Below are 14,381 nucleotides of genomic sequence, written 5' to 3'. Positions count from 1 at the left end.
GGGCAATCCGAAGAGAGACGCCCACGCCAGAGCGAGCGGCGATCCGTTGGATTTTTGGAATTTACTTTTTGATCTGATGGAGCAATTCTGGTGCGCGGTGTTGCGCCTCGAAGATCTGGTCAGGCGACATCAGTTGTTGCAGGTTGAGCAAGGCTGCGCTTGCGCGCACATCGCCGGTCGCTTCGGAAAGGGAGAACCATGAGTATGCAGCCACGAACTCTGGGGATGTACCAATACCGTCCCTGAACATGATTCCCAAGTTGAACTCAACCTGCCCTAATTCATAGGGCTGCAGATTACTGGTAACGTTGGCAGCCGATCTTCCCTTGCTCTTCGTGCTTGCTATCACGGCCCATACCGCCGCCTTGACGGGATCTCGCATTACGCCGGTACCTGATGCGTAGTGGTCTGCGAGCGAGGCTTGCGCCGCATGGTTTCCGCCGATAGCCATGGCCATTAAGGCTCGCACGGCCGGAGTGGCATCGCTTATCAGTTCAGACGTGGATTCAGGACTGACGGTGACAAATGGCATGTTGACGTGGTTTGCAGCAGTCGACCGCGTTGCCGAGATCTGAGATGGGGCATTCGCGCGGCGAATCAATCGAGGAGCAGAGAACGCCAGGGACGCAGCCACCGATGCGAGCGCAATCCATCGCCACCACTGCTTCAGAGATTGGATCCCAAAATTCCTAAGCTGCGAGAGAACTGCATGGCTTCCGTCATATTGCTGGAAGGACGGCATTGTAAGGGGCGATAGGCGGCCATCGCTATTGAGCTTAAAAGCGGTGTTGTTTCCTTCCCAATCTTCGGGATCTGGCAAATTCAGTTCTGCTCGCCGTTGATCGACCAAACCTAACGCGCGAACAGCCTCAGCCTTGATCCGTCTCAGCGCAGCTCTATCAAATGCTCCAGGATCGCTCGACAACACCTCAAGGACACCGATGCACCGTGAGTCGCGGGAGATAGGGACCGCCACAACAGAGCGTATCCTCAGCCGCTCGCATACTTCTGTGTCGACCCGCGGATCCGTTCCCGTATCAGAGCTGTATAGAATGTGGTTTTCTCGTACTGCTAGGCCTGAGATTCCTGAATTGACATCCAGCACAGCTCTGAGAGGCGGTGCCGCATCGCCACAGCGGGCAATGCATACCATCATGGAGTGATCTCTAGCAGATTGAAGGGCAATGGCTACTCCGTCGGCGGGAACTGCACACATCAATTGTTCTGCAAGCCGACTTAGCTCCAAATGACTTGCAGCGGGAATTCCAATTTTGGGAACTTCTCCGCCGAATTTGTCTTGGAACGGAATCGATGTGAACTGACTCATTTTCGTGAGTAATCGGCTACGTCTTGGTCCATCAGCATGCGACGCTATCATGTCCAATAACTACGGTCCAAAGTACGGTATTGAATCGCCTCGGCGATGTGTTTCGACTGAATCTCGGCAGTCCCATCCAGATCAGCTATGGTTCGGGCTACTTTCAATATTCGATCGTGCCCGCGTGCGCTCAGCCCTTGTTGCTGCATGGCGCGCTCGAGCAGGCGTTCGCAGTCGCTGGAAAGTTCGCCATACGTGCGAATCTGGCGTGGCCCCATTTGCGCGTTCGAGTAGATGCGTTCTCCGGCGGCGGCAAAGCGGTTCAGTTGTGTTTCACGGGCACGCAGTACGCGCTCGCGAATTGACGCGGAATCTTCAGGGGTGCTGTTGCCGCGCAGCTCTCGGTAGTTCACCGCGGGGACGTCAATATGGATATCAATGCGATCCATGAGAGGGCCAGAGATCTTTGAGACATAGCGCTGAATCATCTCAATGCTGCATTTGCAATCCCGACTCGCATCGTTGAAATAGCCACAAGGACAAGGGTTCATAGCGGCCACAAGCATGAAGCGGGCTGGGAAAGTTAATGACATCGCCGCGCGTGCGATCGAGACTTGTCCATCCTCTAAAGGTTGCCGCATCACTTCGAGAACATTGCGCGGGAACTCTGGAAGTTCATCGAGGAACAGAACACCATTGTGGGCGAGAGAAACTTCGCCGGGGCGGGGGATCATGCCGCCGCCGATGAGACCAGCGTCAGAAATGGTGTGATGGGGCGCTCGGAAGGGACGTACACCGACGAGTCCTGCTCCGGGATCGAGCACTCCCGCGACGCTGTGGATTTTGGTTGTGTCGAGCGCCTCCTCGAAAGTAAGCGGCGGAAGGATAGTTGGCAGACGTTTGGCCAGCATTGTCTTTCCCGATCCGGGAGGTCCGATCATCAGGATATTGTGTCCGCCCGCGCTGGCAACCTCGAGAGCGCGCTTCGCTGACTGCTGCCCGCGAACATCTTTAAAATCCACTGTAAACTGCTGTGCACGGTCGAGCAGCTCAGCGGTATTCACTTGCATGGGAGTAACGCCGTTACCGTTATTGATGAGTTGAATGACCTGAAGGAGTGAGCGCACAGGATAGACATTAATCCCGCTCACGACGGCGGCTTCGCGAGCATTAGTTTCGGGCACTACTAGATTGGGAATCTTGCGGGCTCGGGCAGCGATGGCAATCGGCAGAGCTCCGCGGATGCCGCGTACGCTACCGTCAAGCATTAATTCGCCGACAAAGACGTAGTCCGGCAGGTCGGGCTTGAGTAGTCCGTTGTAGGCGCCGAGGATCCCCAAAGCCATCGGCAGGTCGAATCCAGAGCCTTCTTTCTTGAGATCGGCGGGAGCGAGATTGATGGTCACCTTCGTCTGCGGCATTTCACGACCGCAATTTTTCAGGGCTGCCTGGATCCGTTGTTTGCTTTCGCGCACTGCCGCATCGGGCAGTCCAACCGTCATGAAATTCTCTTTCTCGCTACGGTGTTCGCCAACATCGACCTCGACGTCGATCAGGTTGGCATCGATTCCATAGACAGCGGCGCTGAGAGTGCGAAAGAGCATCGGCGCAGGGAGTATAAACCAGAGTCCAATTCGACGCGATTCTTTACAATGACAAACTTACATGAAGACTTGCGTTACTGCCGCGCGGCTGTTTACGCCAACCGACGTCATCGCTAACCCGGTAGTTCTGATCGACAGCGGGACGATCCAGGATCTCGGCACGCGTAGTGACCTGGAGGTCCCGGCATACGCTCAACACCTTGATTTTCCCGATTTGGTTGTCGCACCGGGATTCATCGATATTCACGTGCATGGCGGAGCGGGGCACGATGTCATGCGGGACGACCCGTCCGGCCGAATTGCCTTTGAGAAGGCATTGGCGAAGCATGGAGTCACCAGCTATTTGCCCACCACTGTTACCGCGTCGATGGAACGCATTCTGGGAGCAGTGGACCGATTGGGCAATATCATCTGCGCCGAAGATGTCAGCCAAGCCGGTGCTCGCCCGCTCGGCATTCACCTCGAAGGTCCATTCATCAGCGCGGCGAAATGTGGAGTACATCCCGCGGAGTACCTGGTCTCGCCGACTGTCGATCTCTTCGAACGGATCCTCGACGCGAGCGGCGGCACGTTAAGGATGATGACCATCGCTCCTGAAGTTCCCGGAGCTAACGAGGTGATTCGTCATGCCCGGGAACGAGGCGTCTTCACAAGCATCGGTCATTCCAATGCGACATTTGAGGAGGCAGCGAAGGGCATCGCCGCTGGCGCAGTAAGCGCCACACATACATTTAATGCAATGCGCGCGCTGGATCATCGCGAGCCCGGGATTCTGGGTGCAGTCCTGAGCGATGAGCGAATCATGGCCGACATCATCGCTGATGGCGTGCATGTCGCTCCTGCTGTTGTGCAGGTATTTCTCAAAGCAAAGGGAATCGATAGGGCCGTGCTGGTCACAGACGCAATCAGCGCGACTGGTATGCCGGATGGGACATACCAGCTCGGTCCCTTCCCAGTGCAGGTTCGTGGAGATCGGGCTGAATTCGAGGGAAAGTTAGCGGGCAGCGTTCTTACATTAGATCGTGCCGTGCGAAATGTGATGAGCTTCGCAAAATGGAGTTTGCAACAGAGCGTGATTCTGGGTACGCGGAACCCGGCGCAGTTGATTGGAGCTGATACGAAGGGTGAGCTTGCGGTTGGAAGTGACGCCGATCTCGTTTTGCTCTCGGCGAAAGGTGAAGTCGTGCATACGATGGTAGGCGGGCAGTTGGTAAAGGATTAGCGGTTCTAACGTGGCCGTACTCGGCCGGTAACTGCTGAAGATCTAAATGTTGTTCTATGGAAGAGAAAGTCGCTATCCGAGCGATTCTTTGGTCACAAGGCTATCGTTTTCCAATCCATTTCTTGCATTTTACCGGCCGAGGACGGCCAAGTCGCCGCTTGGGTCGCATGCGCGTTCGGTAGAATCGAGAATTCATGAACAATCAGAAATCCAAGCCGGACAAGAATGGTTTTCCGCATTACATGCTCAAGGAGATCTACGAGCAGCCCGAGGCGGTGCGCGAAACCATCGAGGCGTGCGTCAACAGTGCCGGCCACATCGCGGTGCCCGGATCGCATATTACCAACGCGGAAGTGAAGAAGCTGCGTAAGATTGACATTGCTGCCAGTGGAACCAGTCGACATGCAGGGCTCGCCGGCGAGTTCATGATCGAGCGCATGACGGGCATTCCTGTGGAAGTGGATTTTGCCAGCCAATATTGCTATCGAGATCCCATCGTTGAACCTCATGAGCTGGCAGTGTTTATTTCACAATCGGGCACCACGGTTGATACGGTTGCCGCTTTGCAGGTCGCGAAGAAAAAAAGCGCGAAGACGCTGGCCATCTGCAACGTTGCCGACACGCCACTCACCCGCGATGCCGATGCGATGCTGCTCACGTATGCCGGCATTGAGACTTCAATCGCCGCCACCAAGAGTTTCACGACACAGCTGACCGCGCTATTTTTACTGGCAGCCCACATTGCGCGAGTACGCGGGAGCTCCGATGCCGCAGTTGATGCGGCATTGCGCAAGGCGCGGAAACTACCTGATGAAATTCAGAGTGTGTTGAAACAGGATCAACAGTGCCTAGCGCTTGCCCGCGTCTTTGCGCAGTACGAATCGTTTCTCTTTTTGGGACGAGATATCGATTATCCCATTGCCCTCGAAGGTGCCCTCAAGCTGAAAGAGGTCTCATACATTCATGCTGAGGGATATCCGACAGGTGAGATGAAGCACGGCCCGAGCGCAATGATCGACGAGAGCCTGCCTCTCGTTGTGCTCGCGACGCGCGACAAGTCCGATCCGGCTTCACGTGTGCGGTATGAGAAGACGATCTCAAATATCCGTGAAATCGTTGAGCGTGGTACGCCGGTACTGGCAGTGATCAGCGAAGGCGATCGCGAGACTCCGAAGGCGACGCCCCATGTGATCGAAGTGCCCGATGTCCCGGTGTTGCTGCAGCCGATTGTGGAAGTTGTGCCTTTGCAGCTCTTTGCGTATCACGTCGCGGTGCTGAAGGGCAGAGACGTGGATGAGCCGCGGCATTTGTCGAAGTCGGTAGTTGTGGAGTGAAGGTTTCGAGTGTTGTCATTCCGAACCCCCGTGGTTTGGCATTGAGAAATCCCTACTGCGCTCATGAGTTTTCGTGAAAGCGAGATCAGTACACCATGCAGAATGACCACTATAGGGATTCCTCCTCCGGCAGACTGCGCCGGAAGTCGGACTGACAAAAAGAGATAAAGCTACCGCTCAATCGCCATTGCAACCGAATTCCCGCCGCCAAGGCACAGCGCTGCGATCCCTTTGTGCGCGTTGCGGCGAATGAGTTCGTAAAGCAACGTCACCAGCACACGCGCACCGCTTGCACCGATGGGGTGTCCGAGGGCAACCGCTCCGCCATTGACATTCACTTTATTCATGTCGATGCCAAGCTCGCGCACGAGTGCGATTGACTGTACCGAAAATGCCTCATTTAATTCATAGAGATCCACGTCGTCCGGTTTCCATCCTGTTTTTTGCCACAGCTTGCGAACTCCGTCGACAGGCGCCATCATCACCCACTTCGGATCGACTCCGCTGGTTGATTGCGCAATAATACGCGCCATTGGCTGCAATCCGAGTTCTTTCGCCTTTCGCGCTGACATCACCACAACTGCGGCTGCTCCGTCGTTGATGGTTGAGGCATTGCCTGCTGTTACCGTGCCGTCCTTCTTGAAAGCGGGCTTCAACGATCTGAGCGTTTCGGAAGTTGCGTCCTCGCGCGGACCTTCATCCTTGTCGAAAGTGACCGGCGGATCGCCTTTCTTGCGAGCTGGGAGGTCCACGGCCATTACTTGCGACTTGAAGCGACACTCTTTCCATGCCTGAACCGCCTTGCGATGCGAGTTCATTGCAAACTCATCCTGCTGTTCGCGCGTGATGCCGTACTTTTCCGCGACGTTCTCGCCGGTTATTCCCATGTGGTAGTTGTTGTAAAAGTCCCATAGACCATCGTTCACCATGGAATCGACGATTTGCGAATTGCCCAGACGATATCCTTTGCGCGCTTGTGGGAGCAGATAAGGAGCGTTCGTCATCGACTCCATTCCGCCCGCTACTACGATTTCCGAATTCCCAGTTTGAATACCTTGGGCTGCGAGGCCGATCGCCTTCAGTCCTGATCCACAGACCTTGTTGATGGTCAGTGCGGCGACTTCGGGAGGTAGTCCGCCGTTCAGCGCGGCCTGTCGCGCGGGGTTTTGCCCCAACCCTGCCGAAATCACGTTGCCCATGATGCATTCGTCTACTTGTTTGGGCTCGAGATGCGCGCGGCTCACAGTTTCTCTCACAACCAATGCACCAAGCTGTGGCGCGGTCAAGTCCGAAAGAGAGCCTTGGAACTTTCCAATGGGAGTTCTTAGCGCAGAAACGATGACTATTTCGTCCATAATGGCCTCGAAAGCGATGTGCAGTTCACAACAGATTAGTGAGTATGGAACTGGATTGGTGGGAAGCCAAACCTGCCATTATAAGATGGCCTGCACACGCAAGTTGATCACGAGGAGCTTCATTGAGCGAGTTCACGACTTCCCCTTCAGCTCTGACTGGAACGCTCGGCCAGCCATTGGAAACTGAGTCTCAGCGACCTCCGCTGTGGCAATACGGCTACACGATTGCGCTGGCTGGACTGATGTTGTTCATGTCGTACAGCGGCGCTGACAAACAGGGTGAGTTCGCAAAGCGATACGGCCACATTGTCTTCTACGGTATAACCATTGCTACAGAGCTGGTGCTTCTTGGGTTGACGTATTTGGGAATGCGTTTTGCGCGAATGAAGCTGCGCGAAGTGATCGGCGGAAGTTGGCAGACAGCAGAAGATTTTTTCCTCGATGTTGCCGTCGCATTTGGTTTTTGGATTCTCGCCTATGCTGTCCTTATCGGATTGGGTTATGCCCTCCATATGGCGAGTCCTGGTGCGATTGATGAAGGGAAGAAGACGATCGAATTGCTGGCTCCGCGCAACGCGCTCGAACTGATTCTCTGGATCTGTATGAGCACAACCGCCGGCTTCGTTGAAGAGATCGTGTTCCGCGGGTACTTCCAACGACAGTTCTCTAGTTTGTTACGCAACGTTTGGCTAGGCATGTTGCTATCGGCCGCAGTCTTCGGGCTTTCGCACGGATATGAGGGCAGACGACGCATGTTGCTAATTTTTATTTATGGCGCAATGTTCGGAACGTTGGCCATCCTGCGCAAGAGTCTCCGTGCCGGAATGATGGCTCATGCATGGCACGACAGCCTTCAAGGAATTTTCCTGATGATCGCGCAAAAGCTGATAAAAAGCGGGGTAATCAAGTGATGGAAAAATTGTTTGGCTTGCGTGTGCTCGCTCAAATGCATCGCGAATCGTTCATGACGACCTTCATCTCGCACTTTTTTTCGCGACGTAGAACTCAAAGAGCAACTTCCGTCAACCATTTTTTGCTTGACATAGTTTTTCAATGACTCTATACATTCAACAATTGCAACAAAAGATCGTTGCGAACTCGATTGAACAATCGAAAGGGAGAATAGAAAAATGGCAACCAAGAAGAAAGCCGCGAAGAAGTCAGCAAAGAAGAAAAAATAAGAGCTGACACGGCAAAGTACAAAACAGGGGACGCGCAGAGCGTCCCCTAAAGTTTTTAGGAACGCATAGTTCTTCTTACCCCGGACTCTCTACTCTTTGTCATTCCGAAGCAAAGCGAGAAATCCCTAAAGGCGAGGATCCTTAGCTAGGCCGCCGCTCTCTTTCGTTTGTTCGCGGATACCATTGCAGGTCTCAGTGGAGTCATGTCTTCGGGGGCTTGCCATTCCCCGGCACATCGTTCACAGAGCCAGAACAGCTCCTGGTGCCCGCTTATCGGACTGGTTCTTACCAGCAATTCTCCAGTGCCGAAGTAGGTGAATCTTCCATTGCACGCAGGGTTGGCGCACTTCGCAACCATTGACGCACTCCCAGGATTTCTGATTCGATGCAACTTCCTTTTCTCGGTCGTGCTGAGGTTCCGAAGATAATCTCATTCACGAATGCGTGGAAGCGCCAACGTGTGCCGGATGAATCGTGCCGGCACTTAGCGCTCTTGAGAAACAGTTTCCGATGCTACTGTCCGATTTGACAGCAGACGGTCGAGAACTCGAAAACCGAGTAGCAGCGAGAGGATCACAGCCATGATCTCGGGGCGAGTGAGATCGCGTTTGACAAGCCACCAGAAGTGCACCACACCGGCGATCCCGCTTGCATATATCAGCTGGTGCAGCGTCTGCCAGCGCCTTCCTCCGAGCCAGCGAATCGATGCCGCGGTGGAGGTCAGAGCTAAAGGAAGCATGAGCGTCCACGCTGTCATTCCCGCCGTAATGAACGGACGCTTGTAAATGTCCTTCACAATCTCCTGCACATCGAAAAACTTGTCGAACCATAGGTATGTCATGAGATGAAGGCAGCCGTAGAAAAACGCGAACAGACCGACCAGGCGCCGAAATCGAATTAACCAATTAATGCCTGTGAGCTTTCGCAGCGGTGATATCGAGAGGGTGGTAAGCAGAAGGTAAAGCGTCCAGTGGCCCGTAGAGAGCGTGATTTCACTCAGCGGATTCGCTCCAAGCCCGTCATGAGTCGCCTTCCAGGCAAGGAGGCCCACTGGTGATAGGCAGAGCCCCCATACGACCAGTTTGAGCAGGACAATCCAGCGCCGCGGCATTCAGTAGTGCTTCTTCAGGTCCATGCCGTTGTAGAGGCTCGCGACCTGATCGCCGTATCCGTTGAACATCAGCGTTGGACGTTTGCGGAACTCGCCAATACGGCGCTCCGTTGCCTGGCTCCATCTCGGATGATCGACATTCGGATTTACGTTCGAGAAAAAGCCGTACTCGTTCGGCGCCGCCTTGTTCCATGCGGTAGGCGGCTCATAGTCAACAAAGTCGATTTTGACGATGGATTTGATGCTTTTGAATCCGTACTTCCAGGGCACGATAATGCGGACCGGGGCTCCATCCTGATTCGGGAGAGTCTCTCCATATAGGCCGAACGTCAGCAGCGTCAGCGGATGCATGGCTTCGTCCATGCGTAGACCTTCGGTGTACGGCCAATCCAGAACTCCGGAGCGCTGCCCCGGGAATTGACTTAAGTCCATTAGCGTCGTGAACATTATGTATTTTGCTTTCGATGTCGGCTGTAGCTCATTGATCAGATTGCTGAGCGAGTAGCCGACCCAGGGGATCACCATGGACCAGCCTTCGACGCAACGAAGTCGATAAATTCGATCTTGGAGTGTCGCCAGCTTCGTGAGTGAATCCACGTCGTAGGTTTTCTTCTCTTTGATTGCGCCGCTAACTTTCACCATCCAGGGATGGGTACGGAAGTTCTGAGAGAGTTTCGCCGGTCCGTACTTATCGGTGCTGAACTCGTAGAAGTTGTTGTAGTTGGTGATGTCTTTGAATGGGGTCGGAGTTTCAGTGGTGCTCAGCGGGCTTTTCTGCGTTGGGAGCTTCGTGTTTGCGCTCACAGTGGATGGTCGAACCATCTCACATCCTGCGGTTGCCAACGCCGCTCCGAAAAGCGTGGCTTCTGTCACGAACTTGCGGCGATCCATGTAGAGCGACTTTGGAGTGATTTCCGACGAGGGTATGTCTGATGACTTCTTAATCAGCATGGCTGTTGTGTCCCAATAACTAAGATTCTCTAGAAGTACGCTTGTGACAGCTGCATAGATTATGAGCCTGCCCAATCGAAGCCCACAAATACTGGCTCGGGATGAAGTTTCACTCCAAATGTCTTGAATACGCCTTCCTGAACCCTGTTCTTCAATTCGACAATCTCGGCCGCGGTGGCACCTCCACGGTTCACGATTGCCAAGCTGTGTTTAGTAGAGATTCCCACTCGGCCATTGGCAAAGCCTTTGTGAAAGCCGGCCTTTTCCACTAACCAAGCTGCTGAAATCTTCACTTGTCCTTCGGGAGCAGAGTACCTAGGTGGTTTTTGATCCGCACACTGAGTAAGGGAGACGATGCGATCGTATTCCGCCGGCGAAATGATTGGATTCTTGAAAAAGGATCCGGCGCTACGGCTATTTTCTTCATTGGGAGTAATTAGCATGGCCTTGCTTGCGCGGATTTCGCGCACTGCATTCCGTACCTGCAAGAGCGTCAGGCTCGACGAAGACGAAGCAAAGTACCGTTTGAGGTCGGCATACTCAACGCGAGGCGCACTGTCGGGCCAGAGGGCATAGGAGACGCGCGTAACGATGTAGCGTCTTTTCTGCGACCTATTGAAGATGCTTGTGCGGTAATGGAAGCCGCATTCGGCGTTTGACAGCTCCCGGATTTCACCGGAGCTGGTGTCGATCGTGTGAACTGTTGTGATCGTCTCAGCTACTTCCTGGCCGTATGCACCCACATTTTGTACAGGCGTGCCTCCCACAGTTCCAGGAATGCCGCTCATGCATTCAATACCTGCGCAATTCTGCTCGACGGACTGGGCGACCAAGCCGTCCCAGTCCTCTCCAGCTCCAGCAGTGAACAAGATGTTTCCATCCGCAGGAGCAGTTTCAATTCCTAAAATGGAAACCTTCAGGATTAAGCCAGGCCAGCCAGCGTCGGAGACCACAAGATTGCTTCCTCCACCGAGCACGAACAATTCCAGTGAGTGCTCGCGGGCGTAAGCGATGGCGTCAAATATTTCAGTCTCACTGTGAGCTTCTACGAAATAACGAGCAGGGCCGCCAACTTTGAGGGTTGTGTAAGGGGCAATAGGAATGTCTCGAAGGATTTGCACTGAAGCGAGATTACCGCATCAGGCCAGCTGAGCTGGTTTTTGATTACATGGTCCGGCTGCCCTCGGCCGATACACTGATGAAGGCTCCTGTGGTCTGAGGTAAGAACCTATCTCGAGAAGCTGGCCAATCTTCGGCAGAACGTTGCAGGGTACATGCGGTTCTTGTTGCTTCAACAGTGGACCAGCCGAGGGCGGCCGAATCAGGTAATCAAAAACCAGTCGCTATGTAAAATGATTGTTGGAGGTTAACGAATGTATCCAGAGATTATGGTCATGCCGATGCGCGAGGAGCTTACCCGCCTCGGCATTAAAGAAACGCGCACGGCTGATGAAGTAGATCAGGCCTTGAAGCAAGCGGGCACAACAATGGTTATAGTCAACTCGATCTGCGGATGCGCAGCTGGCAAGATGCGCCCCGCTATACGAGCGGCATTGCAAAATTCAACGCGGCCGGATCAGGCGATCACCGTTTTTGCTGGTCAGGATCGCGAAGCTACCGAGCGCGCCCGCACCTACTTCAGCGGATACCCGCCCTCATCGCCGTCTATTGGAATCTTGCGCGAAGGGGAACTCGTGTACATGATGCAACGTTCCGATATTGAGACCAGCGATCCACAAACGATCGCGCTCAAGCTGGCACAGGCCTTCAATCAGTATTGCTCTAAGTCTGCTGTCTAGTGCCGCAGTCGTGGAGACGCAGTCGCAGCCCATGCTGCGTCTCTATTCGCTGACCGATTTCGCACATGCTGTACTTCAAGCGGACATTCGGTCCCCAAGGCCTTCTCCCAGCGCCGTCCCTAACCCGCTGTAATATCGAACACTGTGAGTTCCGGGCTTGTGGCATCGAACTTGCGCTGATACTCTGCATCGCGATCTCAGACTCCCTCGAACGAGGAGGCACTGTGGCCAAGGTTGAGCGTGTTCGACAGATTCTTTCATCCCCATTTGGGGCGGAAGAATTGAGGAATCAAACTGAGCAGGGCTGGAAGATCGTTGCTATTGAGTGGGAGCGCGAGGTCGCCGAAGCGGCAGCGCAGCGGCCCCCGACGGGTGAAGAGCCTCCATTTGGCCTTCAGGTCTCGAAGGATTCGGACCAGCTTGAAGTAAATCCGACGGAAAGAGAAGCTCTTTTTCTTATGATGGAGCTGACAGTTCAGGAAGGCCCTTATTCAAGAATTGCGGATGAACTCAACCGTCGGGGTTTTCGTACCCGCCACGGGCTCAAGTGGAATCCGGTCTCCGTCTTCCAGATGCTGCCACGGCTCATCGAAGTGGGTCCGCGAATCTTTTCTACGGAGGAGTGGCAGGAGCGCCGGAGGAAGTTGAAAGCTGCTGGCCTTTAAGCCTTCTGGTCAAGCACTGCCCGGAGACGACCATAACCCGATCGGCTCACTGGAAGCCGCGTCCCGTCGCTGAGAGTACTCAGGTGTGTGTCTTTCCCGTACGGCTCGATCTTCGTGACTCGCTCTAGGTTCACGATGTAAGAGCGATGGATTCGCAGAAATCGCGCTGGATCCAGCGAGCTTTCCAAGCTTGAAATGGTTTGTTGCTTGAGGTGCTTTTTGCCTTCGCTAGCGAGAGCAATGTAGTCATCCTGCGCCTCGGCATAATCCAGCTTTGCAATGGGAATGATATGCACGCGTGTGCCGTCGCGGACAACGATGCGCTCTGCAAATTCTCCAGGAGTTCGTGTTGAAGCCTTCAAATCGCTTGCTGCTGGCAGCTTTTCTCTCACTCTCTTCCGTGCGCGCGCGAGCGCTTGCTCAAAACGCTCCGCTCCGAAGGGCTTGAGCAAGTAATCGACAGCATGCACTTCGAAGGCACGCAGCGCGTGCTGATCATAGGCCGTCGCAAAGATGACCGCCAATTCGGTTCCGATTAGCTCCAGCACTTCAAAGCCATCCAGCTTCGGCATCTGGATATCGAGAAAGAGTAAATCTGGCTTGAGTTCGGTGACCGCCTTTACGGCTTCAAACCCGTTACCACATTCAGCGACAATTTCTATTTCGGGATGAGCCTGCAGCAGCTCCCGAACTACCTGGCGAGCGAGATCCTCGTCATCGACAATCACGGCGCGAGTTCTTTCGGCTGTTTGCGTCATGCGGGCACTGCCTTTCTCTCAGCAGGAAGGGTGAGACCCACGTGAAAGCGTTCGCCGTTTTTGTTCACAGAAAAAGTCGCATTGTTTCCATACCGGGTGTTGAGACGTTGACGCACGTTCGCAAGCCCCACGCCACTCTTCCGTCGAGCAGGCGCTTCGGGATCGAAACGATTCTCCACCTCGATGCTTACAGTGGTGTTGTTCTCGTCACGTACGGCGTCCACCCGAAGCTGAATCCATCCACCTTCTATGAGATTCGCGATCCCGTGCACCACTGCGTTCTCCACCAATGGCTGAAGAATTAAGGGTGGGACCATGCAATCGAGCGTCCCCGGATCGATTTGCTCCTCCATCCGCAAGCGCGTGCCGAAACGGATCTTCTCGACAGCAAGGAATGAATGGATAAGCGATAACTCTTCTTCAAGGGAGATCAGCGCTTTTTCACCCAATCCCAAAGTGGCGCGAAGAAAATCGGCAAGGGCAATACACATCTCGCGCGCACGCTTAGGATCGCTGCTTGTCAATGCGCTGATCGAGTGCAGGCTGTTGAACAGGAAATGTGGATTTACCTGCGCTTTGAGTGCACGCAACTCGGCATCGCGAGCCAGCACACGCGCTTGGGATTCGCGCTGTTCGGCTTCACGTGACGCCTCCTGGGCCAGCAAAACATAGAACAACGCCACGGCGAGCAGGTAAAGGAGCATTCCCATTGCGAGAAAAATTGGGATGCTCCTGACGACTTTTTCGTCGAATCCTTGCAACTGAGGCAGGCGCGAGAGGCCACTTGCAAGCGCTTTTGCCATTAAAGCCCAGAAGAATGCACAGATAAGCGCCGCCAGCAGATGAGGTACAAGCATTCCAGTAAAGCTCGTGTCCTCCAGGGGAATGCCGCGACAGGAATACCAAGCGGAGAGGCACATGAATGCGTATACAACAGAAAGCGGAAAGAAGAACAGTACAGACTGGAATTTATCAATGCCGCCGTGGTGGTAAGTGGCCACATAGAACAGAAGCTCGCTTACTATCAGCCAAGTGAACAGGTACAGCCCAAGCCGGCGCGGATATCCGAGGATCGGATGCATG

General features: G+C 54.3%; 13 protein-coding genes. 5 read left to right on the top strand and 8 right to left on the bottom strand.

The annotated features are described in order from the left end of the window. Positions 1-61: 61 nt before the first annotated feature. On the bottom strand, positions 62-1,378 hold the full coding sequence (locus DMG62_19110) for a hypothetical protein (GenBank protein PYY21336.1): 1,317 nt from the start codon (positions 1,376-1,378) through the stop codon (positions 62-64). Continuing rightward, complete coding sequence (locus DMG62_19105; protein ID PYY21335.1) at positions 1,375-2,922, bottom strand: magnesium chelatase; 1,548 nt, start codon at positions 2,920-2,922, stop codon at positions 1,375-1,377. Before DMG62_19105 ends, DMG62_19110 begins: the two co-directional genes overlap by 4 nt. A gap of 61 nt (positions 2,923-2,983) precedes the next feature. Here DMG62_19105 and nagA point away from each other — a divergent pair, with 61 nt between their 5' ends. Continuing rightward, the gene (gene nagA, locus DMG62_19100) at positions 2,984-4,144 is read left to right on the top strand and encodes an N-acetylglucosamine-6-phosphate deacetylase (GenBank protein PYY21334.1); all 1,161 of its coding nucleotides are present in this window, start codon (positions 2,984-2,986) and stop codon (positions 4,142-4,144) included. A gap of 194 nt (positions 4,145-4,338) precedes the next feature. Beyond that, positions 4,339-5,478, top strand: coding sequence for a glutamine--fructose-6-phosphate transaminase (isomerizing) (gene glmS, locus DMG62_19095; protein PYY21333.1), 1,140 nt, complete (start codon positions 4,339-4,341; stop codon positions 5,476-5,478). A gap of 170 nt (positions 5,479-5,648) precedes the next feature. On the opposite strand, the gene DMG62_19090 is transcribed toward glmS, so the two are convergent. Next, a complete protein-coding gene (locus DMG62_19090; GenBank protein ID PYY21332.1) occupies positions 5,649-6,833 on the bottom strand; it encodes an acetyl-CoA C-acyltransferase in 1,185 nt (394 codons plus the stop codon). A 122-nt stretch (positions 6,834-6,955) separates the two neighbouring features. On the opposite strand from DMG62_19090, the gene DMG62_19085 reads away from it, so the two are divergent. After that, entirely contained in the window at positions 6,956-7,744 is a 789-nt protein-coding gene (locus tag DMG62_19085; protein ID PYY21331.1) for a hypothetical protein, read from the top strand. Positions 7,745-8,498: 754 nt separating this feature from the next. Here DMG62_19085 and DMG62_19080 read toward each other — a convergent pair. Genes DMG62_19080 through DMG62_19070 form a run of 3 tightly spaced genes read right to left on the bottom strand, consistent with a single transcriptional unit; the run spans position 8,499 to position 11,197 of the window. Continuing rightward, positions 8,499-9,125 carry a sulfoxide reductase heme-binding subunit YedZ gene (locus DMG62_19080; GenBank protein ID PYY21330.1) on the bottom strand — a complete coding sequence of 209 codons (627 nt, stop codon included), beginning with the start codon at positions 9,123-9,125 and terminating at the stop codon, positions 8,499-8,501. Next, positions 9,126-10,076: a protein-methionine-sulfoxide reductase catalytic subunit MsrP gene (locus tag DMG62_19075; GenBank protein PYY21329.1), complete on the bottom strand. Its 951-nt coding sequence runs from the start codon at positions 10,074-10,076 to the stop codon at positions 9,126-9,128. Between the two features lie 59 nt (positions 10,077-10,135). Then, the gene (locus DMG62_19070; protein PYY21328.1) at positions 10,136-11,197 is read right to left on the bottom strand and encodes a UDP-N-acetylenolpyruvoylglucosamine reductase; all 1,062 of its coding nucleotides are present in this window, start codon (positions 11,195-11,197) and stop codon (positions 10,136-10,138) included. A gap of 252 nt (positions 11,198-11,449) precedes the next feature. Between DMG62_19070 and DMG62_19065 the strand changes: the two genes are divergently transcribed. Both DMG62_19065 and DMG62_19060 read left to right on the top strand, forming a co-directional pair. After that, positions 11,450-11,875 (top strand): BrxA/BrxB family bacilliredoxin, encoded by a 426-nt coding sequence (locus DMG62_19065; protein PYY21327.1) that lies wholly within the window; start codon positions 11,450-11,452, stop codon positions 11,873-11,875. Positions 11,876-12,099: 224 nt separating this feature from the next. Continuing rightward, positions 12,100-12,540, top strand: coding sequence for a hypothetical protein (locus DMG62_19060; GenBank protein PYY21326.1), 441 nt, complete (start codon positions 12,100-12,102; stop codon positions 12,538-12,540). Here the strand turns inward: DMG62_19060 and DMG62_19055 are convergent. Together DMG62_19055 and DMG62_19050 are read right to left on the bottom strand one after the other, a co-directional pair. Further along, positions 12,537-13,298 (bottom strand): DNA-binding response regulator, encoded by a 762-nt coding sequence (locus DMG62_19055; GenBank protein PYY21325.1) that lies wholly within the window; start codon positions 13,296-13,298, stop codon positions 12,537-12,539. The two genes, DMG62_19060 and DMG62_19055, sit on opposite strands and share 4 nt — an antisense overlap. Further along, entirely contained in the window at positions 13,295-14,380 is a 1,086-nt protein-coding gene (locus tag DMG62_19050; protein PYY21324.1) for a sensor histidine kinase, read from the bottom strand. Before DMG62_19050 ends, DMG62_19055 begins: the two co-directional genes overlap by 4 nt. Position 14,381: the final 1 nt, after the last annotated feature.

It is taken from the genome of Acidobacteriota bacterium, assembly GCA_003225175.1.
In the GTDB taxonomy this organism is placed as follows: domain Bacteria; phylum Acidobacteriota; class Terriglobia; order Terriglobales; family Acidobacteriaceae; genus Gp1-AA112.
Note: the sequence above shows the minus strand (reverse complement) of the source record. Positions and strands in the feature narration are given on the sequence as shown.

Excerpts from the sequence above, each read along its gene's own strand:
- DMG62_19110 (PYY21336.1), bottom strand. The coding sequence starts at position 1,378 with ATGATAGCGTCGCATGCTGATGGACCAAGACGTAGCCGATTACTCACG.
- DMG62_19105 (PYY21335.1), bottom strand. The coding sequence starts at position 2,922 with ATGCTCTTTCGCACTCTCAGCGCCGCTGTCTATGGAATCGATGCCAAC.
- nagA (PYY21334.1), top strand. The coding sequence starts at position 2,984 with ATGAAGACTTGCGTTACTGCCGCGCGGCTGTTTACGCCAACCGACGTC.
- glmS (PYY21333.1), top strand. The coding sequence starts at position 4,339 with ATGAACAATCAGAAATCCAAGCCGGACAAGAATGGTTTTCCGCATTAC.
- DMG62_19090 (PYY21332.1), bottom strand. The coding sequence starts at position 6,833 with ATGGACGAAATAGTCATCGTTTCTGCGCTAAGAACTCCCATTGGAAAG.
- DMG62_19080 (PYY21330.1), bottom strand. The coding sequence starts at position 9,125 with ATGCCGCGGCGCTGGATTGTCCTGCTCAAACTGGTCGTATGGGGGCTC.
- DMG62_19075 (PYY21329.1), bottom strand. The coding sequence starts at position 10,076 with ATGCTGATTAAGAAGTCATCAGACATACCCTCGTCGGAAATCACTCCA.
- DMG62_19065 (PYY21327.1), top strand. The coding sequence starts at position 11,450 with ATGTATCCAGAGATTATGGTCATGCCGATGCGCGAGGAGCTTACCCGC.
- DMG62_19055 (PYY21325.1), bottom strand. The coding sequence starts at position 13,298 with ATGACGCAAACAGCCGAAAGAACTCGCGCCGTGATTGTCGATGACGAG.
- DMG62_19050 (PYY21324.1), bottom strand. The coding sequence starts at position 14,380 with ATGCATCCGATCCTCGGATATCCGCGCCGGCTTGGGCTGTACCTGTTC.